We start from the raw sequence: 18605 nt of genomic DNA on the forward strand, positions 1-18605 counted from the left end.
AGCATCACGCAGCAGTAGTGGCCGACGTGCTCGGCGCCGCTGCTGGTGGGCCTGTCTGGTCGTCTGGCCGGCCACGGGATGCGCCCCGCTACCCGCTCCAATCCTCAGCCCACCTCCCGCAAAATAAAATCGTGCAGCATCTTGGCCGCCGGCGACAGCGCGCGGTTCTTTACCGTGATCAGGCTGTAGGGTCTGACTTCGATGTCGAACTCGGTCTGGACGACGTCGATGGCGCCGTCGAGCCCTTCGGGGTTCTGAATGAACTTCGCGACCTGGATCGACACCGGCGCGATCGCGTCGGATTGCGCGACCATGACCAGAGTCAGTAACAGCGAGCTGGTGTTGAGGATGCGATCCGGCAGCGCGATGTTGCGGTTCAAAAAGTTGCTTTCCATGGCTTGGCGCAGCGGCGAGCCGCCCGACTGGAAAACCCAGTCATAGGCGGCGGTGTCTTCCAACCGCACTGCCTTGCCCTTGGTCAGCGGGTGGCCGCGGCGCACGATCAGGCAGGCCTTCTCGACGCCGATGACGCGGGCCTCGAACAGCCGCGGATTGAGGTCGTCGGGGATGCGGGCGATGATGAAATCGTGCCGAGAGGCGATCAGCTCGCGCGCCAGCACGTTCGAGGTCTCGACCTGCATGGTGATTTCGATGCGCGGATAGAGGCGCCGGATCTCGCGGATCGCCGGCACCGCCAGCTCGATCGCCGGTGCCGTGACCGCGCCCAGGAACACCGAGCCGCCCTTGCCCGCCTTGAGCTCGAAGATCTCGCGGTCGACCTCGCGCATCTCGAGCAGGATCGACCGCGCGCGCCGTGCCAACGCCTTGCCATAGGGCGTCAGCGTGATGCCACGCGGCAGCCTTTCGCAGAGCTTGACGTCGAGCACCGCCTCCATCTCGGCGATCATGCGCGAAGCCGCCGGCTGCGAGATGTTCATGACCTGGGCCGCGGCACTCACCCGGCCGTGCTCGTCGAGGGCTGCGATCATACGCATGTGACGCAGGCTCAAGCCGCTGCGCAGCAGGGTTCCGCCATCGCGCGGAATCTCATCGTAACCGGCTGATATTCCACCAGGATTTCGCAGCGCCGCCATGATTTTTCCCTACTCCTACGCCCGGCGCCCCAGCTGGATCCGGCAGCGTCGTCACCAGCCTAAGCCATATCAGTCTCGATATAGCAACCATCAAAGATCGCATTTGACAGTTATGGCAAAGCGACACACCCTTCGCGCGTCCTGAGACTTGACGGTCGGTGACGAGGGAAAACTCGTATCGATTGAACCAGAGTTTCGGGGCCGATTGGGAGGATACCGGAGATCGATTGACGGCAGCGGCGCGTTTGGCGCTCCTGCACGATTGCGCGGCCCACGAAACCCAAGGGTACGCGTCCATCAACCAGGGAGAGTTAATGTGAAGATTATCAAGACACTGGCCGCCGTCGCGGCCCTAGGCATCGCGGCTATGACGCTGCCGGCGCAAGCGGGCGAAGGCCTGGTCGGCGTGCTGATGCCCACCAAGACCTCGCAGCGCTGGATCAACGACGGCGACGCCGTCAAGTCCCAGCTCGAGGCTCTGGGCTACACTGTCGACCTGCAATACGCGCAGGACGACATTCCGAACCAGCTCAGCCAGCTGGAAAACGAAATCACCAAAGGCCCGAAGGCGCTGATCATCGCTTCGATCGACGGCACCACGATGGGCGATGCGCTGCAGAAGGCGAATGACGCCGGCGTCGTCGTCGTCGCTTACGACCGCCTGATCAAGAAGACGCCAAATGTCGACTACTACACCACCTTCGACAATTTCGGCGTCGGCGTCATCCAGGCCAAATCGCTGCTCAAGGGCCTCGGCTATCCCGAGAAGAAAGGCCCGTTCAACATCGAGCTGTTCGGCGGTTCGCCGGACGACAACAATGCGTTCTTCTTCTATAACGGCGCCATGTCGGTTCTTCAGCCACTGATCGACGACAAGACCCTCGTCGTGAAGTCCGGCCAGATGGGCATGGACAAGGTCGGCACGCTGCGCTGGCTGGCGGCAACCGCCCAGGCCCGCATGGACAATCTGCTCTCCGCCAACTACTCGGACGGCAGCCGCGTCGATGGCGTGCTCTCGCCCTATGACGGCCTGTCGCGCGGCATCATCGCTTCGCTGCGTGCCGTAGGCTACGGCACTGCCGATCAGCCATGGCCGATCGTCACCGGACAGGACGCCGAGACCGCTTCGGTCAAGGCGATCATTGCCGGCGAACAGTATTCGACCGTGTTCAAGGACACCCGCGAACTCGCCAAGGCGACGGTCGAACTCGTCGACAAGGTGCTCTCGGGCGGCAAGCCGGAAGGCCTCGACACCACGACCTACAACAACGACGTCAAGGTCGTTCCCTCGATCCTGTTGACGCCGCATGACGTCGACAAGTCGAACTACCAGGCCCTGGTGGTCGACTCCGGCTACATCAAGGCCGAAGAACTGAAGTAATCGCGGTTACAAAGCCTGGGGTCCTGCGCAGGCAGGGCCCCTTTTCGTTGGCGAGCCAGCCCGGTATTGTTTGCGGACCTCGCAGGAGTGGTATTCTCAATGGCATCGACGATTTTGGAGATGCGCGACATCACCAAGACGTTTCCAGGCGTCAAGGCGCTGTCGAACGTCAAGCTCATGGTCGAGGAAGGCGAGATCCATGCCGTGGTCGGCGAGAACGGCGCCGGCAAGTCGACGCTGATGAAGGTGCTGTCGGGTGTGTATCCGTCCGGCACCTATGACGGCCAGATCATCTATCGCGGCGATGAGTGCCATTTCAAAGGCATCCATGACAGCGAGCGCAAGGGCATCGTCATCATCCACCAGGAGCTTGCGCTGGTGCCGATGCTGTCTATCGCCGAAAACATATTTCTCGGCAACGAGCAGGCCAAATACGGCGTCATCGACTGGAATGCCAACGAGACGCGCACCAGCGCCCTGCTCAAGAAGGTCGGCCTCAAGGAAGACCCCAACACGCTGATCACCAATATCGGCGTCGGCAAGCAGCAGCTGGTCGAGATCGCCAAGGCGCTCAGCAAGGAAGTGAAGCTGCTCATTCTGGACGAGCCGACGGCGAGCCTGTCCGAAAAGGACAGCCAGGCGCTGCTCGATCTGCTGCTCGAATTCAAGCGGCAGGGCATCACTTCGATCCTGATCTCGCACAAGCTCAACGAGGTGAACCGGGTCGCCGACAAGGTCACGATCATCCGTGACGGCCGGACCATCGAGACGTTGGCCAAGAAGGACATCTCGGAGGACCGCATCATCACCTCGATGGTCGGCCGTTCGCTCGACGACCGCTACCCGCCGCGAGAGCCGAAGATCGGTGAGACCGTTCTCGAAGTGAAAAACTGGTCGGTCTACCATCCCATCCATGCCGAGCGGCAGGTCATCAAGGGCATCAACCTCAACGCCCGCAAGGGCGAGGTGGTCGGCATTGCCGGGCTGATGGGCGCCGGCCGGACCGAGTTTGCCATGAGCCTGTTCGGCCGGTCCTATGGCCGTCGCATCACGGGCGAGGTGTTCCTTAACGGCAAGCCGATCGATGTCTCTTCGGTGAGCAAGGCGGTGGAACACGGCATCGCCTATGTTACGGAGGACCGCAAGACCTACGGTCTCAACTTGATCGACCATATCAAGCATAACATCACGCTGGCCAACCTGCCCGGCGTCTCGCGCCATGGCGTGATCGACGATTTGCGCGAGCTTTCCGTCGCCAACGATTATCGCGGCAGGACCAATATCCGCGCCTCAAGCGTCTACCAGATGACCGGCAACCTTTCTGGCGGCAATCAGCAGAAGGTGGTGCTGTCGAAATGGCTGTTCGCCAATCCGGAAGTGCTGATCCTCGACGAGCCGACACGCGGTATCGATGTCGGCGCCAAATATGAAATCTATACGATCATCGCGCGTCTCGCCTCCGAGGGTAAGGCAATCCTCGTCATCTCGTCGGAAATGCCCGAACTGCTCGGCATCACCGACCGCATCTACGTCATGAACGAAGGACGCATCGTCGGCGAAATGGCGGCGAGCGACGCCAGCCAGGAAAAGATCATGCGCGCCATCGTCCGTGGAGAAGGGAAAGCATCATGAGCACCGAAAGCGCTCCCGGGCCGCAAACCGGCGTCGCCCAGGATATACAACAGGCACCTCGCATTGCCGTCTCGGCGCTGGTCACCAATCTGCGCGAATACGGGTTGGTGCTGGCGTTGATCGCAATCATGGTGTTCTTCCAGTTCACCACGTCCGGAACGCTGTTCAAGCCGGTGAACCTCAGCAATCTCGTGCAGCAGAACAGCTTCATCATCGTGATGGCGCTGGGCATGCTTCTGGTGATCGTTTCGGGCCATATCGATCTCAGCGTCGGCTCAGTCGCCGGCTTCATCGGCGCACTGGCGGCGATGATGATGGTTATCTGGCCGCTTGGCCCATTGAGCAATCCGCTGGTGGTGTCGATCATCTGCCTGATCGTGGGTGGCGCGATCGGCGCGGCACAAGGCTACTGGATTGCCTATCACCGAATACCGAGCTTTATCGTCACGTTGGCGGGCATGCTGATCTTCCGCGGCATCTGTCAGGCGCTGCTGGGTGGCGGGTCTTCCGTGGGGCCGCTTCCAGTCGGCTTCAAGGCGCTGAGTTCCGGCTTCATTCCGGACCTGATCGGCCCATTGACGCTGATACCACCGACCGTGAACGCCGCCGGCAAAACCATTGTCGGCAGCGGCCTGACGCTGCACCTGACGACTATCGTGATCGGCCTCGCCGCCGTGCTCGCCTATGCCTATTTCGGGCTCAGGGCGCGGCGCACCCGCGAGCGGCATGGCTACGAAGCCGAGCCTTTCTCGCTGTTCGTCGTCAAGACCCTGGTGATCAGCGGGCTGGCACTGTTTCTGGTCTACCAATTCGCCACCTATAGGGGCCTGCCCATCGTTCTCATGGTGATGGGCGTGCTGATCGCGTTGTTCGTCTTCGTTACCAAACGCATGACGATCGGACGCCGCATCTATGCGATGGGCGGCAATGCCAAGGCAGCCCAGCTATCGGGCATCAAGACCGAACGGCTGACGTTGATGGTGTTCATCAACATGGGCGTGCTGTCGGCACTCGGCGGCCTGATTATCGCGGCGCGCCTGGGGCAGGCGGTGCCTGCGGCGGGCCTCGGCAGCGAACTCGACGTCATCGCCGCGGTGTTCATTGGTGGCGCTTCGGCGATGGGCGGCGTCGGCCAGGTCATCGGCGCGGTGGTCGGCGGTTTCATCATGGGCGTCATGAACAACGGCATGTCGATCATGGGCGTCAATGTCGATTGGCAGCAGGTGGTCAAAGGCCTGGTGCTGCTCGGCGCTGTCGTCTTCGACGTCTACAACAAGAACAAGGCTTGAGAGGCAACCAGGAGGCATACGGGTCACATCGCGGCGCTGCCGGGCGGCGCGAAGAAGTCCCCCGAGGGACCTGACCCGCGAGCGCAATCCGGACGAAGAATTTCAACCGCGGCGTGGACAGGGTCCGAGCCGCGCCGGGCAGGGTTTGCCAAGAAGGCAGGCCGCAATTCAGAGAGGGTTACCATGCTGATCTCACAGATCCTCGACGACGCCGAGACGATCCGCGTCGTTGCTCGCAACGGCGGCAAGACCCGCGTCATCAACGGCGCTCGCAGCGTCTATTCGCTGGCGATGGAAGCCGCGCGCACCGGCACCGGGCTTGTCGCCCTGATCGAGCGCAAGGGCTTCGGCGAAACCGTCGATCTCGACGCAGCCTACAAGAAGGGACGGCTGCTGTCGCCGATCAACCATCCCGATCCGGCGCATCTCCATCTCACCGGCACCGGGCTGACGCATCTCGGCTCCGCCGCGACCCGCGATTCCATGCACAAGAAGCTCAGCGATGGCGGCGAGGAACAGCTGACCGATTCCATGAAGATGTTCCGCATGGGGCTGGAGGGCGGCAAGCCGGCGAAGGGCCAGATCGGCGTGCAGCCCGAATGGTTCTACAAGGGTAACGGTACCATGGCAGTGGCGCCCGGCGCGGCGCTCATGTCGCCCGCCTTCGCCCAGGATGCCGGCGAGGAGCCGGAAATCGCCGGAATCTATGTGATCGGCGACGATGGCGCCCCGTTCCGCGTCGGCTTCACGCTGTCGAACGAGTTTTCCGACCACGTCACCGAGCGCGTGAATTATCTCTTCCTCGCCCATTCGAAACTGCGCAACGCCTCGTTCGGGCCGGAGATCCTGATCGGCGACCTGCCGTCCGACATTCGCGGCGCTTCACGCATCCTGCGCCACGGCAAGCTGCTTTGGGAAAAGCCGTTCCTGTCGGGTGAAGCGAACATGTCGCACACCATTGGCAATCTCGAGCATCACCACTTCAAATACTCGGCCTTCCGCCAGCCGGGCGACGTACATGTGCACATGTTCGGCACGGCGACGCTGTCCTTCGCCGACGGCATCAGGACCGAGCCCGGCGACGTATTCGAGATCGAGGCGAAGGATTTCGGCCTGCCTCTGCGCAACCCGCTCGAAATCGAGCAGCCGGTGAAGGTGGCGGTGAAGGCGCTTTGAGCCGGCATAGGCCGCAAAGTGAGGGGAAGCTCAGCGCGCGGCGCGGAAATGCTTGGACAGTTTTAGGCCTTGCGCCTGATAGTTCGAACCGAGATCGGTGCCGTAGAGCGCTTGCGGCCGTTTCAGCATGTGCTCGTAGACCAACCGTCCGACGATCTGGCCATGATCGAGAATGAACGGCACTTCGTGGCTGCGCACCTCGAGCACCGCCCGGCTGCCGGTGCCGCCCGACGCCGAATGGCCGAAACCGGGGTCGAAGAAACCGGCATAATGGACGCGGAACTCGCCGACCAACGGATCGAAGGGCGTCATTTCGGCGGCGTAGAGCGGCGGCACATGCACCGCCTCGCGCGACACCAGGATGTAGAATTCGTCCGGATCGAGCACCAGCTCGCCGGCACCGCTCTTGTAGAGCGGCTCCCAGAAATCGACGACATCCTGCGCGGCGCGCTTGTCGACGTCGACCAGGCCGGTGTGGTGCTTGCCGCGATAGCCGACCAGCCCATCCTTGTCGCCGTCGAGGTCGATCGACAGCGCGATGCCACCGCCTGAGATGTTGGGTGGTTCGGTGGCGACCAGCATCTCGGCGCGATGCAGGTCGTGCAGTTCGCTTTCCGACAAAAGCGCATTGCCGGTGCGGAACCTGATCTGCGACAGCCGCGAGCCGGTGCGTACAACGATCGGGAAGGTGCGCGGGCTGACCTCCAGATAGAGCGGGCCTTCATAACCGGCGGCGATCTTGTCGAACTCGTGGCCGCGGTCGGTCATTACCCGAGTGAAGATATCGAGCCGTCCGGTCGAGCTTTTCGGGTTGGCCGAAGCCGAAATATGAGCGGGCAGCGCCAGGCTTTCGAGCAGCGGCACGATGTAGACGCAGCCGGTTTCCAGCACGGCACCTTCGGCGAGGTTGATCTCGTGCAGCTTCAGCCGGTCGAGCTTGTCGACAACCCTGTGGTCCGGACCGGGCAAGAAGGAAGCACGCACCCGCCAGGCCTTGTCGCCGAGCCTGAGGTCAAGGCTGGCCGGCTGGATCTGATCGGCATCTAACATGCGCGGCGATTTCAGCGCGCCCGTCTGGAACAGCGCGGAAATATCCTGATCGGGAAGAATGCCTGTCTGCCGCAAGGGTCTGGCTCCGTTCGAACGCCGGGCGAGGTCTTGTTCTGTCGCAGGTCCGACCGTGGACGCCTTTGGCACCTGCTTGGTACAACCCTCTTAATCATGCCGGCAATTGACGCAAGCGCGGCGCGAGTCTAAAGCTCGTTATCCCGTGGTGATTTGGCCGGTCGGCTTGCAGCCACGTTAAACAAGTCGCTAAAGGACCGTCGGGCCGCAAGGCCATATGGACCGGTTGCGACTTTCGCGACCGGTTTTTTGTTGTTTGGACCAATTTTGGTGTTTGGATAGAATGATGACCAAGAAGCGCGACTGGAAGCCTCAGACCGCACTCGTGCACGCCGGGACGCTGCGTTCCGGCTTCGGCGAGACCTCCGAGGCGATGTATCTCACCCAAGGCTATGTCTACGAGACGGCGCAAGCGGCGGAAGCCCGCTTCAAGGGGGAGGAGCCGGGCTTCATCTATTCGCGCTATGCCAATCCGACGGTCGACATGTTCGAAAAGCGTATGTGCGCGCTGGAAGGCGCCGAGGACGCGCGCGCTACGGCGTCCGGCATGGCGGCGGTGACGGCAGCGCTGCTGTGCAGCGCCAAGGCGGGCGACCATGTCGTGGCGGCGCGCGCACTGTTCGGCTCCTGCCGCTGGGTGGTCGAGACGCTGGCGCCGAAATACGGCATCGAGGCAACGCTGGTCGATGGCACTGACATCGCCAATTGGGAACAGGCGGTCAAGCCGAACACCAAACTGTTCTTCCTGGAAAGCCCGACCAACCCAACGCTGGAAGTGGTCGACATCGCCGCCGTCGCGGCACTTGCCAACTCGATTGGCGCCAGGCTGATCGTCGACAATGTCTTCGCCACGCCCTTGCAGCAAAAACCCTTGCAGCTCGGCGCCCACATCGTCGTCTATTCGGCCACGAAGCATATTGACGGCCAAGGGCGCTGCCTTGGAGGCGTTATCTTGTCGGACAAAAAATGGATCGACGAGAACCTGCATGACTATTTCCGCCACACCGGCCCCAGCCTCTCGCCCTTCAATGCCTGGACCCTGCTGAAAGGCCTGGAGACGCTGCCGCTACGCGTACGCCAGCAGACGGAAAGTGCCGGCCGCATCGCGGATTTCCTCGCCGAGCGCCCGCAAATCGCCCGCGTCATCTATCCCGGCCGTGCCGACCACCCGCAAGCGGCCGTGGTCAAGAAGCAGATGTCGGGTGGTTCGACGCTGATCTGCCTGGATGTGAAGGGCGGCAAGCAGGCGGCCTTTGCTTTCCAGAACGCGCTCGACATCGTGCTGATTTCCAACAATCTCGGCGACGCCAAGAGCTTGATCACCCATCCGGCGACGACCACGCACAAGAATTTGACCGATGAGGCCCGCGCCGAGCTCGGCATCGGACCGGGAACGCTCAGGCTTTCCGTCGGCCTGGAAGATACCGACGATCTGCTCGAAGATATCGAGCAAGCGCTGAGAGCTGCCGGATAAGGCTGGCCGAACAGGGCGAGCGGGTTCGTACAGCCCGCGCCGGACGTGCCGGTCAGGCGCCGGACGGGGTCTCTTCCAGCTCCGCGACGGCCTTGGTCTGGATGGTCATAACGTTGCCGCGCCAGTCGACGGCGCCGCTCAGCCAGCCGCGCGCCCATATCGCCGGCAGCATGCAGTCGCGAACCATCATTGCCAAGATGGTGCGCAGCGACAGGTGCCATCCTTTGACCCAGGCCAGGGCACATTCCGGCAGGTAGGCCGCGACCAGCACGGCGATGGCGGTTGCCGGCAGGCTGACGCCGGCGTCAGCCGCCGCGATCAGCGCAAGCACCAGCGGCGGCGCCGCGCCGATCAGGATCTCGGGGGCGAAGAACAGCGCGAAGGTGACGCGGCGCAGCCGCGCCCAACGCGCCTGCCGAGACCAGATCTCGCCAAGCGTGCGCCGGCCGAGCGGCTGTTCGAACGGCGAAGCGACAAGATTGACCCGCAGTCCGAGCCGGTTGACCAGCTTGGTCGCGGCGGCGTCCTCGGCAATCTCGGCGGCCAGTGCGCGGATGCCGCCATTGGCGTCAAGCATCGACTTGTTCCACAACATGCTCTTGCCCTGGGCGAAGCCAAGGCCGAGCGCCTCTCCAGCGTACTGCCAGCGTGCCTGCAGCGTGTTGAGAAAGGCGCATTCGACCTCCCCCCAAAACCCTTCAGGCCGCGAGCCGATCGGCGTCGAGCAGACGAGGCCGGTGTCGGGCCGCCATGCCGCCATCAGCTGCTGGACATAATCGCTCGGCATAAGCACGTTGGAATCGGCAAGGATGACCCAGCGATAAAGCGCCGCTTCCCAACCCTTCACGCAATTGTTGAGTTTCGGATTGCCGCTGATGCGGTCGTCGCCGACGAGCAGCCGGGCGCGTATAGCCGGAAAACGCGCCATTGCAGCGGTGATCGACTTGACCACGGGGTCGTCGGCATGGGCGACGCAGAAGATGAGTTCGTAGCGCGGCCAGTCGAGTGAGAAGGCGCGCTCCAGCGTCTCCTCGGTAAACGGCTCGACGCCGCGCGCCGGGACGACGATCGATACCGGTAGCACGGTGGCGGCGGGCGATGCGATCCTGGCTGCTCGCTTCAGCTTCAGCGAAGCTAACAGGATGCTGGCGAGATTTGAAAGAAGGAGAGCTATGGAAAAGAGGGCGGCTGCGAATGTCGGTTCCATCGAGATCTGGTCACTCCAGAAATGCCGGCCGCCTGACGGCCGTTTTCAACAATTCGACAGAACACCGAGTCGCCCGGCACAAGCCTGCACACCATCATTGTCATGTGTCACTTAAATGACATTGTTTTTCGGCACCTGCGCTTGAGTCGGGCAAGGAGATGACGCGCATCGTTGATCAAACTGCGCTGAGCGTCGAAAGTTCCATCTACATTGCTTTGGAGCAGTTTATGTACAGCGCCGTCACCCGCAACATCGAAGTGCAGGTCAGGCCGTTCTATCTGGAGGATCACTCCGACCCGCCGCAAAACCGCTATGTCTGGGGCTACCAGGTGACCATCGACAATCAGTCGGACGAGTTCGTGCAGCTTCTGTCGCGCTACTGGCACATTACCGACGGCACCGGCAAGGTCGAGGAAGTGCGCGGCCCCGGGGTCGTCGGCGAGCAACCGGGACTCAACCCCGGCGACAGCTATCAGTATACGTCTGGATGCCCGCTCTCGACCCCGTCCGGCATCATGGTCGGGCACTACACAATGCGCAACAAGCGGGGCGAGACCTTCGACGTCGCCATCCCCGCCTTCTCACTCGATTTGCCAGGCACGCGGCGCACCGTCAATTGACGTTCACTTTGATTCCTCTTCCCGCCTTGCGGGGCGAGGAACCCAAGTTCTGCGAAGGCAGCCGCACAGACGCTCGTTATTGAGCCGCTGCAAATTCCGCCGGGTCGAAGTCATATTGCTTCGAGCAGAATTCGCAGGCGACGTGAATGCTACCATCCTCGGTGCTGTCTCTGATCTCCTCGGCGGAAAAACCCTCGAGGATGCCGCGGATCTTCTCCCTCGAGCATGAGCACTGGTCGGCGACCGGCACGCCGCCGAAGACGCGGACACCATGCTCGTGGAACAGCCGGTAAAGCAGCCGCTCGGCGCCGATAGTCGGATCGATCAGCTCGGTCGGTTCAATGGTACCAAGCAGCGCCAGCAGTTCCTGCCAGGAATTGTCGGTCGGGTCGTGGATTTCCTCACGCGGATCGCCGTCGCCCCCGGGAAGGTCGGGTACGCGCATGCGTTCCGGCGACTGCGGCAGGAATTGTGCCAGCAGGCCACCGGCGCGCCATTGCTCGCGGGCACCGCCGACGCCGGGCGTCAGAAGCTTGGCCACCGAAAGCCGTAGGTCGGTCGGAATCTGCTCCGATTGGCGGAAATAGGTGCGTGCGGCTTCTTCCAGCGTGACGCCGTCGAGCTGGACGATGCCCTGGTAGCGTTGCGTGTGGGCGCCCTGGTCGATTGTCAGCGCCAGGACGCCGCTGCCGAGCAGCGTCTGCGGCGACGTCTCGCCGGCAGCCGTCAAAGCCTCCAGCCGGTCGGCATCGAAGCGGGCATAGGCGCGCAGCGCGTGCGGCGTGGAGAAATCCGCGACCAGCATATCGACCGGCCCGTCGGTGCGGGTCTGCAGAATGAACTTGCCCTCGAACTTCAACGAAGTTCCGAGCAGGACGGTCAGCACACAGGCTTCGGCCAGTAGTCGTGCCACCGGCTCGGGATACTCGTGGCGGCTGAGAATAGCGTCGAGCATCGGCCCGAGCTGGACGGTACGGCCGCGCACGTCGAGCGGGCCGACCTCAAACGGCACGACATGGTCGTCGCCGGCGTAGCCGAACTCGCCGAGCTTGGGTTGATGTTCAGCCAATTGACGAGTTTCCAACATGACAAAGCTCCGGGGCGCGGCGATGCCGCCCTCCGGGGCGCATGCGACGAGACGCGCTCGATTTGCGTGATGCGCCTGAGATAGGCACCACGAATTCCCGGATCAAGGCGGCCCGGATCAAGCGCCCAGGCACCAGGCCAAAACCGCCTTCTGGGCGTGGAGCCGGTTCTCGGCCTCGTCGAACACCACCGAATGCGGCCCATCGATGACCTCGTCGGTAACCTCCTCACCGCGATGCGCCGGCAGACAGTGCATGAACAGCGCGTCCGGCTTGGCTTTCGCCATCAGGGCCGCGTTGACCTGATAGGGCAAGAAGACATTGTGGCCGCGCGCACGGTGCTCCTGACCCATCGAGACCCAGCAGTCGGTGACGATGCAGTCGGCCTCGTGAACGGCCTCCTCGGGCGAACGAGTGAATTTCAGCTTGCCGCCATTGGCCTTCGACCAGTCGACATGCCTCTGAGCCGGTTCGCTGCCTTCGGGCACGGCGACGTTCAGCTTGAAGCGGAACCGCGCAGAGGCCTCCAGTAAAGAATGCAGGACATTATTGCCGTCGCCGGTCCAGGCGATCGTCTTGCCGGCCACCGGACCGCGGTGCTCTTCGAAGGTCATGATGTCGGCCATCAACTGGCAGGGATGGGTTTCGTCGGTCAGCCCGTTGATGACGGGCACCGTAGCGTTTTCCGTCAGTTCCAGCAGCCGGTCATGCGAGGTGGTGCGGATCATGATGGCATCGACATAGCGCGACAGCACCTTGGCCGTGTCTGCAATAGTCTCGGAACGGCCAAGTTGCATCTCGGTGCCAGTCAGCATGATCGTCTCGCCACCCAACTGCCGCATGCCGACGTCGAACGACACGCGCGTGCGCGTCGAGGGCTTGTCGAAGATCATCGCCAGCACCTTGCCTTCGAGCGGCTTGGTGCGTTCGCCGGCCTTGAGCCTCGCCTTTCGCACAGCTGCGTCGTCGAGCATGAAGCGCAGATCGCCTTCGGAAACGGCGGAAAGATCGGTGAAGTGGCGAAGGGACATCAGGAATTCCAGGATTACTTCGCGGCGGCAGCGACGATGGCATCCGCCAGGCTCTTGGCGCCGGCACGAATGCGCTCGAGCCCCTCGTGGATCTCGGCATCGGTGACGGTGAGAGGCGGCAGCAGACGGATAACGTTGTCGCCGGCCGGAACCGTCAAGAGATGCTGGTCGCGCAGTGCCACCGTAACCTTGGTGTTGGGCATCGCGCATTTAAGGCCGAGCATCAGGCCGGTGCCCCTGATGCTTTCGATAACGTCCGGAAATTCGTCGGCGACACCGGCCAGCCCCTGTTTCAAGAGCAGCGCCTTGCGCCGGACGTCATCGAGAAAGCCGTCTTCCAGCACCACGTCGAGCACGGCGTTGCCGACCGCCATGGCCAGCGGATTGCCGCCGAAGGTGGTGCCGTGCACGCCGGCGGTCATGCCGGCCGCTGCCTCGTCGGTGGCGAGGCAGGCGCCCATCGGGAAGCCGCCGCCGATGCCCTTGGCCACCGCCATGAGGTCGGGTGTGACACCCGCCCACTCATGCGCGAACAGCTTTCCGGTGCGGCCGACGCCGCATTGGACCTCGTCGAAAATCAAGAGCAGTCCGTGCTGATCGCAGAGCTGCCTGAGCCGCTTCAGCGATTGCGACGGCACTTGCCTGATGCCGCCCTCACCTTGCACCGGCTCGATCAGGATCGCCGCGGTTTCAGGCGTGATCGCCTTTTCGGCGGCGTCGATGTCGTCGAAGCCGACTTGGTCGAAGCCGTCGACCTTGGGGCCGAAACCTTCCAGATATTTGTACTGGCCGCCGGCGGCGATGGTCGCCAGGGTGCGGCCATGGAAGGCGCCTTCGAAGCTGATAGTGCGGAAGCGCTCGGGATGGCCCTTGACGAAGTGATAGCGCCGCGCCGTCTTGATGGCGCATTCAAGCGCCTCTGCGCCGGAATTGGTGAAGAACACCTTGTCGGCGAAGCTGGCGTCGGCCAGCCGCTCGCCGAGCCGGCTCTGTCCCGGAATCTCGTACAGATTGGAGACGTGCCAGAGCTTGGCGGCCTGTTCAGTGAGGGCCGCGACCAGATGCGGATGGCTGTAGCCCAATGAATTCACGGCGATGCCGCCTGCGAAATCGAGATATCGCTCGCCCTTGTCGGTGACCAGCCAGGTGCCTTCACCGTGGTCGAAAGCCAGGGGTGCGCGAACAAAGGTCTCGAAAAGCGCCGAACCGCTCATTATATGCGTCTCCGGAACCGGAAAATCAAAAAGCCGCCAAAGCGGCGGCCCTTGTGGCTTATCGTGTTTTTCGGCCGTGAAGTCAACGAAAAGGTCGCGCAAGGACGTGCGGCAAGCCCCCCAGCACAATGCCGGCTCATAAGCGACCGGGCAAGTTGGGGAAAACCGAAAAAACCGATTCGTGTTGGCCTTGGGACTCTTGTCACCGAGTCAGCGCATAAGGTAATTGTAGTAGAGAAATAACTAGATTTCGTGCGGCGGACCTAATCACCCGATATATGTGGTGTCTGCCCGGCAGAAGCCGGGTCGGGAATGGATTCCGATTGCCGCACTTTTCAGCAGGAGCGCGGTCTCATGAACTGGACTGACGAGCGAGTCGAACTTCTCAGAAAATTGTGGTCGGAGGGTCTCAGCGCCAGCCAGATCGCCGCACAGCTTGGTGGGGTCAGCCGCAATGCGGTCATCGGCAAAGTGCACCGGCTGAAACTGTCCGGCCGCGGACGCACAACCGCATCACCGGCACGCCAGAAGAAGACGGTACAGGGATCGACGATCCAGAAATCGGTGTCGCGGGCAGCAAGCGCCACGCGCCATGCCACCACGTCGATGTCGATCGGTGCGACCGCGCTCAAGGCGCAGTTCGATGCCGAACCGGTGTCGCGCCACTATATCCGCCCGGTCGAAAACGTCGTCGTGCCGATCTCCCGGCATCTGCAACTCGTCGAGCTGAACGAGCGCACCTGCAAGTGGCCGAATGGCGATCCGCTTTCGGAAGACTTCCATTTCTGCGGCAACGACGCCGCCGAAACCGGACCCTACTGCAAGTACCACGCCCGGGTGGCGTTCCAGCCGGCGTCGGAGCGGCGGCGGAGCAGGTGAATGGTGGCGGCTTGAGCCTGGCGTAAGAAGCAAGGCTCCCATTTAGCCCTATTCACTATTCACCTCTCTTCAAAGCCACCCATTCTTGCGAAACCGCCAGTAAAGAAACGTGCAGATCAGGGCGATTGCCGCCAGTACGGCCGGGTAGCCATATTCCATCCTCAGTTCCGGCATGTCGCTGAAATTCATGCCGTAGATGCCGGCGAATGCTGTCGGCACGGCCAAGATGGCGGCCCATGAGGCAAGCTTCTTGGAGATCGCCGTCTCCTGACTCTGGCCGACCAGAAGGCTCGCCTCGAAGGCGAAGGCGAGAACCTCACGCAGGCTGTCGATCTTTTCCTGGACCGTGCGGATGTGGTCGGTGACGTCGCGAAACAGCGGGTGCATGGCTGTATGGATTTGCGGCAGATCGGCGCTGGTCAGCCGCCGGCAGACCTCCACCAGCGGCAGGGCCGCATTACGCAGGCGCAAGAGATCGCGGCGCAGCATGTAAAGCCGCTCGATGTCGGAGCCGGTCATCGGCTTCAGCAGAACCTTGTCCTCGATCGCCTCGACCTCGTTTTCGATCTGCTCGAGCACCGGCATGTAGTTGTCGACGATGAAATCGAGAATGGCGTAGAGGACGAAATCCTCGCCCTTGGCGAGGGAATGCGGACAGCTTTCCCAGTGCTGGCGAACGGCGGCGTAGGAGGTCGACGGGCCATGCCTGACGCTGACAATGTAGCCAGCGCCGACGAACAGATGCGTCTCGCCGAAGGTGACACGGCTGTCGATCAGCTGCGCCGTGCGGGCAACGATGAACAGGGCATCACCATATTGCTCGATCTTCGGCCGTTGGTGCGGATGCTCGGCGTCCTCGATCGCCAACTCGTGCAGATGGAATTGCGCCTGGACGCGCAGCAATAAATTGCGGTCGGGCTCCAGCAGTCCGATCCAGACGACATGGCCCGGCTTCCCGGCCCATTCGCCGGCTTCCTCGATCGGTATGTCGGCGATGCGCCGCCCAGCCGTATAGACGCCGCAAGCGATTATGCCCGACATCGGCGGCGCGGGAGCAAACTCGCGGACATATTCCATCCCAGCCTCCTGAAGGCAGGCTTTCATCGCGGAACTGAGAAGTCGGCGCGTCGAAAGCTTAGCGCAATTTGCTCTCAGGTGGCGAATCCGAAATTCGCATTAGTGTCGAGCAGCAGGGGAGCTGCTTTTCGGATTTGAGAGCCACTCCACCAAGTGGCAACTCTAGCGGCCACCACGTTTTGTTTCGAGAACTCACTTCGCAGGCAGCGTTGCGGGAAGAATTATCTTATCCGTCTTGTCGCCCTTCGGGCGATCGGCCGGCATCTGATCGCCGGTGACGATATAGTAGATCGTCTCGGCGATGTTGGTGGCGTGGTCGCCGATGCGCTCGATGTTCTTGGCGCAAAACAGGAGATGCGTGCAGGGCGTGATGTTGCGTGGGTCTTCCATCATGTAGGTCAACAACTCGCGAAACAGCGAGGTGTACATGGCATCGATCTGGTCGTCGCGGTCGCGCACGAAACCGATTTTCTCCACCGACCGCGACGCGTAGACGTCGAGCACTTCCTTGAGCTGGGTCAGTGCCAGATTGGCCAAAGCCTCGAGGCCGCGGAACAGGCTGTTCGGCTGGCGCCCGTCGGCGACGGCAACCACCCGCTTGGCGATGTTCTTGCCGAGGTCGCCCACCCGTTCGAGGTCCGCCGAGATGCGGATCGCGCCGACGATCTCGCGCAGATCCGTCGCCATCGGCTGGCGCTTGGCGATGATGATGATCGCCTTGTCGTCGATCTCACGCTGCCCCTCATCCAGAACCAGGTCGTCTCGAATGACTTTCTGGGCGAGCCCCGGATTCGCATTGACCAGCGCCGCTACTGCCTGCTCGACCATGCGCTCGGCATGCCCGCCCATCGCCGCGATGCGCTTCGACAGATATTTCAGCTCCTCGTCATAGGCGCTGACGATGTGCACGGACTGCATGGACGAATGCCTTCCCGGATCTTCTGGTTGAGTCGTTCGCTCGAATCCCCGCTGATACCCTAGCCGGATGACAGAAAAAAGAAACGGCCCATCATGTGGTAGATAGTACGGCGTCAGCGAGCCGGCAAATGGACCGTGAACGCCGCGCCCTTGCCGACCTCCGACCTGATGGAGAGTCTGGCGTTGTGGCGGGTTAGGATATGCTTGACGATGGACAGGCCAAGGCCGGTGCCCTTTTGGGTCCGGCTGTTCTCGACATCGACGCGGTAGAAGCGCTCGGTGATGCGCGGGATATGTTCTTCGGGGATGCCGGGGCCGAAATCCCTGATGGTGACGTCGATGCCCGGCTCGGGATCGCTGTCGCCGCGCGTGATCGACACCACGACGCGTCCACCGGACTGACCGTATTTGCAGGCGTTTTCTAGCAGGTTTTCAAAAACCTGGAAAAGCTCGTCGCGATCGCCGGGCACGTCGAGCGGCCCTTGCGCGAAATCCCGCTCGATGACGACGCCGCTTTCCTTGGCCAGCGGCCCAAGCGAATCGATGACGCTGTCGATGGCCTGGCGCAGATCGACCTCGGTTCCCGGCTTGAGATAGGGCTTCATCTCCAGGCGTGACAGCGACAGAAGGTCGTCGATGAGGCGCGCCATGCGGCTGGTCTGGTTCTGCATGATCTGCAGGAACTGCTCGCGTGCCGCGGGGTCGTTGCGGGCCGGCCCGCGCAGCGTCTCGATGAAGCCAGCGATCGAGGCGAGAGGCGTGCGCAACTCGTGGCTGGCATTGGCAATGAAGTCGGCGCGCATTCTGTCGATCCGGCGCGCCTCGCTCTGGTCCTTGAACACCAGCACGTAGAGATCCGTGGCGTGGCCGACAGAAGACGCGCTCACCCGATAAGCTCGTTCGACCGGCAGCTTCTCGATGTAGTCGACGCTGTCCGAAGCGACGTTGCCCGACAAGATATTATCCAGCAAGGCCTGCATTTCCGGCGCGCGGAATTTCAGCGACAGCGATACGCCGGGGGCAATCCCACCAAAGGCTGCAAAGGCGGCGGCGTTGGCATGGACGATGGCGGCGGAGCGATCGAAAATGACCAGCGGATCGGCAACCGCCGCCGCGAGATATTCGCCGGAAAGCCGTTGCAGGCCGCTCGCCTCGATGGCCGCGGCATTTTCGGTCGATTGATGCGCGACGCCGGCCGGCAGCATCGCAGCGGCAACCAGCACGGCGCCTGCCAGCAGCACCACATAGCCGGATATGCCGGCAAAACCATAGACCATCAGAACTGCAACGAAGCCGGCCGCCAGCAGCCAGCGGCTGTTCCACAGCCGCATGGCGACGGCTTGCGCCCTGCCTTTCCGCTCTGTGCCGATGTCGGCCATTTGCGCTCCGTCGCCTGCGCTCCG

At 62.5% G+C, this 18605-nt stretch carries 16 protein-coding genes and 1 riboswitch; of the genes, 7 read left to right on the forward strand and 9 right to left on the reverse strand.

What is annotated here, in order from left to right; genetic code table 11:
• Positions 1-104: 104 nt before the first annotated feature.
• Positions 105-1094, reverse strand: coding sequence for a LysR family transcriptional regulator (locus NKI01_RS07855; protein ID WP_352482475.1), 990 nt, complete (start codon positions 1092-1094; stop codon positions 105-107).
• Positions 1095-1410: 316 nt separating this feature from the next.
• Between NKI01_RS07855 and chvE the strand changes: the two genes are divergently transcribed.
• The 4 genes from chvE to araD1 all read left to right on the forward strand — a co-directional run bounded on the left by chvE (position 1411) and on the right by araD1 (position 6572).
• Positions 1411-2475 carry a multiple monosaccharide ABC transporter substrate-binding protein gene (gene chvE / locus NKI01_RS07860; RefSeq protein ID WP_023719486.1) on the forward strand — a complete coding sequence of 355 codons (1065 nt, stop codon included), beginning with the start codon at positions 1411-1413 and terminating at the stop codon, positions 2473-2475.
• Positions 2476-2574: 99 nt separating this feature from the next.
• Positions 2575-4107 carry a multiple monosaccharide ABC transporter ATP-binding protein gene (mmsA, locus tag NKI01_RS07865; RefSeq protein ID WP_352962597.1) on the forward strand — a complete coding sequence of 511 codons (1533 nt, stop codon included), beginning with the start codon at positions 2575-2577 and terminating at the stop codon, positions 4105-4107.
• Positions 4104-5396, forward strand: coding sequence for a multiple monosaccharide ABC transporter permease (mmsB, locus tag NKI01_RS07870; protein WP_023719488.1), 1293 nt, complete (start codon positions 4104-4106; stop codon positions 5394-5396). The genes mmsA and mmsB overlap by 4 nt, the downstream gene beginning before the upstream one ends.
• 183 nt (positions 5397-5579) lie before the next feature.
• Positions 5580-6572 (forward strand): AraD1 family protein, encoded by a 993-nt coding sequence (araD1, locus tag NKI01_RS07875; protein ID WP_352493788.1) that lies wholly within the window; start codon positions 5580-5582, stop codon positions 6570-6572.
• 30 nt (positions 6573-6602) lie between these two features.
• On the opposite strand, the gene NKI01_RS07880 is transcribed toward araD1, so the two are convergent.
• A complete protein-coding gene (locus NKI01_RS07880) occupies positions 6603-7697 on the reverse strand; it encodes a 2'-deoxycytidine 5'-triphosphate deaminase (protein WP_352493787.1) in 1095 nt (364 codons plus the stop codon).
• A gap of 135 nt (positions 7698-7832) precedes the next feature.
• A riboswitch (SAM riboswitch) is annotated at positions 7833-7910 on the forward strand.
• A gap of 70 nt (positions 7911-7980) precedes the next feature.
• Between NKI01_RS07880 and NKI01_RS07885 the strand changes: the two genes are divergently transcribed.
• The gene (locus NKI01_RS07885; protein ID WP_352493786.1) at positions 7981-9171 is read left to right on the forward strand and encodes an O-succinylhomoserine sulfhydrylase; all 1191 of its coding nucleotides are present in this window, start codon (positions 7981-7983) and stop codon (positions 9169-9171) included.
• A 52-nt stretch (positions 9172-9223) separates the two neighbouring features.
• On the opposite strand, the gene NKI01_RS07890 is transcribed toward NKI01_RS07885, so the two are convergent.
• Positions 9224-10378: a ceramide glucosyltransferase gene (locus tag NKI01_RS07890; RefSeq protein WP_352790954.1), complete on the reverse strand. Its 1155-nt coding sequence runs from the start codon at positions 10376-10378 to the stop codon at positions 9224-9226.
• Between the two features lie 227 nt (positions 10379-10605).
• On the opposite strand from NKI01_RS07890, the gene apaG reads away from it, so the two are divergent.
• Positions 10606-10998 (forward strand): Co2+/Mg2+ efflux facilitator ApaG/CorD, encoded by a 393-nt coding sequence (gene apaG, locus NKI01_RS07895; protein ID WP_254816331.1) that lies wholly within the window; start codon positions 10606-10608, stop codon positions 10996-10998.
• 76 nt (positions 10999-11074) lie between these two features.
• Here the strand turns inward: apaG and NKI01_RS07900 are convergent, their stop codons facing one another.
• The 3 genes from NKI01_RS07900 to NKI01_RS07910 form a co-directional block, all read right to left on the reverse strand.
• Complete coding sequence (locus NKI01_RS07900) at positions 11075-12085, reverse strand: Hsp33 family molecular chaperone (RefSeq protein ID WP_023719494.1); 1011 nt, start codon at positions 12083-12085, stop codon at positions 11075-11077.
• A gap of 117 nt (positions 12086-12202) precedes the next feature.
• On the reverse strand, positions 12203-13114 hold the full coding sequence (gene argF, locus NKI01_RS07905; protein WP_031194171.1) for an ornithine carbamoyltransferase: 912 nt from the start codon (positions 13112-13114) through the stop codon (positions 12203-12205).
• Positions 13115-13128: 14 nt separating this feature from the next.
• A complete protein-coding gene (locus tag NKI01_RS07910) occupies positions 13129-14328 on the reverse strand; it encodes an aspartate aminotransferase family protein (protein ID WP_023719496.1) in 1200 nt (399 codons plus the stop codon).
• Positions 14329-14682: 354 nt separating this feature from the next.
• On the opposite strand from NKI01_RS07910, the gene NKI01_RS07915 reads away from it, so the two are divergent.
• A complete protein-coding gene (locus NKI01_RS07915) occupies positions 14683-15207 on the forward strand; it encodes a GcrA family cell cycle regulator (RefSeq protein WP_023719497.1) in 525 nt (174 codons plus the stop codon).
• 69 nt (positions 15208-15276) lie between these two features.
• Here the strand turns inward: NKI01_RS07915 and NKI01_RS07920 are convergent, their stop codons facing one another.
• From NKI01_RS07920 to NKI01_RS07930, 3 genes are all read right to left on the reverse strand, one after another.
• Positions 15277-16284: a magnesium and cobalt transport protein CorA gene (locus NKI01_RS07920; RefSeq protein ID WP_023677347.1), complete on the reverse strand. Its 1008-nt coding sequence runs from the start codon at positions 16282-16284 to the stop codon at positions 15277-15279.
• Positions 16285-16476: 192 nt separating this feature from the next.
• Positions 16477-17202 (reverse strand): phosphate signaling complex protein PhoU, encoded by a 726-nt coding sequence (phoU, locus tag NKI01_RS07925; RefSeq protein WP_023719498.1) that lies wholly within the window; start codon positions 17200-17202, stop codon positions 16477-16479.
• A gap of 113 nt (positions 17203-17315) precedes the next feature.
• Positions 17316-18581 (reverse strand): ATP-binding protein, encoded by a 1266-nt coding sequence (locus NKI01_RS07930; RefSeq protein ID WP_352493784.1) that lies wholly within the window; start codon positions 18579-18581, stop codon positions 17316-17318.
• Between the last annotated feature and the right edge of the window lie 24 nt (positions 18582-18605).

Source organism: Mesorhizobium sp. M0815, assembly GCF_040319995.1.
GTDB lineage: Bacteria > Pseudomonadota > Alphaproteobacteria > Rhizobiales > Rhizobiaceae > Mesorhizobium.

Coding starts and splice junctions, on each gene's coding strand:
- NKI01_RS07855 (WP_352482475.1), bottom strand. CDS start 1,094: ATGGCGGCGCTGCGAAATCCTGGTGGAATATCAGCCGGTTACGATGAG.
- mmsA (WP_352962597.1), top strand. CDS start 2,575: ATGGCATCGACGATTTTGGAGATGCGCGACATCACCAAGACGTTTCCA.
- mmsB (WP_023719488.1), top strand. CDS start 4,104: ATGAGCACCGAAAGCGCTCCCGGGCCGCAAACCGGCGTCGCCCAGGAT.
- araD1 (WP_352493788.1), top strand. CDS start 5,580: ATGCTGATCTCACAGATCCTCGACGACGCCGAGACGATCCGCGTCGTT.
- NKI01_RS07885 (WP_352493786.1), top strand. CDS start 7,981: ATGATGACCAAGAAGCGCGACTGGAAGCCTCAGACCGCACTCGTGCAC.
- NKI01_RS07890 (WP_352790954.1), bottom strand. CDS start 10,378: ATGGAACCGACATTCGCAGCCGCCCTCTTTTCCATAGCTCTCCTTCTT.
- apaG (WP_254816331.1), top strand. CDS start 10,606: ATGTACAGCGCCGTCACCCGCAACATCGAAGTGCAGGTCAGGCCGTTC.
- NKI01_RS07900 (WP_023719494.1), bottom strand. CDS start 12,085: ATGTTGGAAACTCGTCAATTGGCTGAACATCAACCCAAGCTCGGCGAG.
- argF (WP_031194171.1), bottom strand. CDS start 13,114: ATGTCCCTTCGCCACTTCACCGATCTTTCCGCCGTTTCCGAAGGCGAT.
- NKI01_RS07910 (WP_023719496.1), bottom strand. CDS start 14,328: ATGAGCGGTTCGGCGCTTTTCGAGACCTTTGTTCGCGCACCCCTGGCT.
- NKI01_RS07915 (WP_023719497.1), top strand. CDS start 14,683: ATGAACTGGACTGACGAGCGAGTCGAACTTCTCAGAAAATTGTGGTCG.
- NKI01_RS07920 (WP_023677347.1), bottom strand. CDS start 16,284: ATGGAATATGTCCGCGAGTTTGCTCCCGCGCCGCCGATGTCGGGCATA.
- phoU (WP_023719498.1), bottom strand. CDS start 17,202: ATGCAGTCCGTGCACATCGTCAGCGCCTATGACGAGGAGCTGAAATAT.
- NKI01_RS07930 (WP_352493784.1), bottom strand. CDS start 18,581: ATGGCCGACATCGGCACAGAGCGGAAAGGCAGGGCGCAAGCCGTCGCC.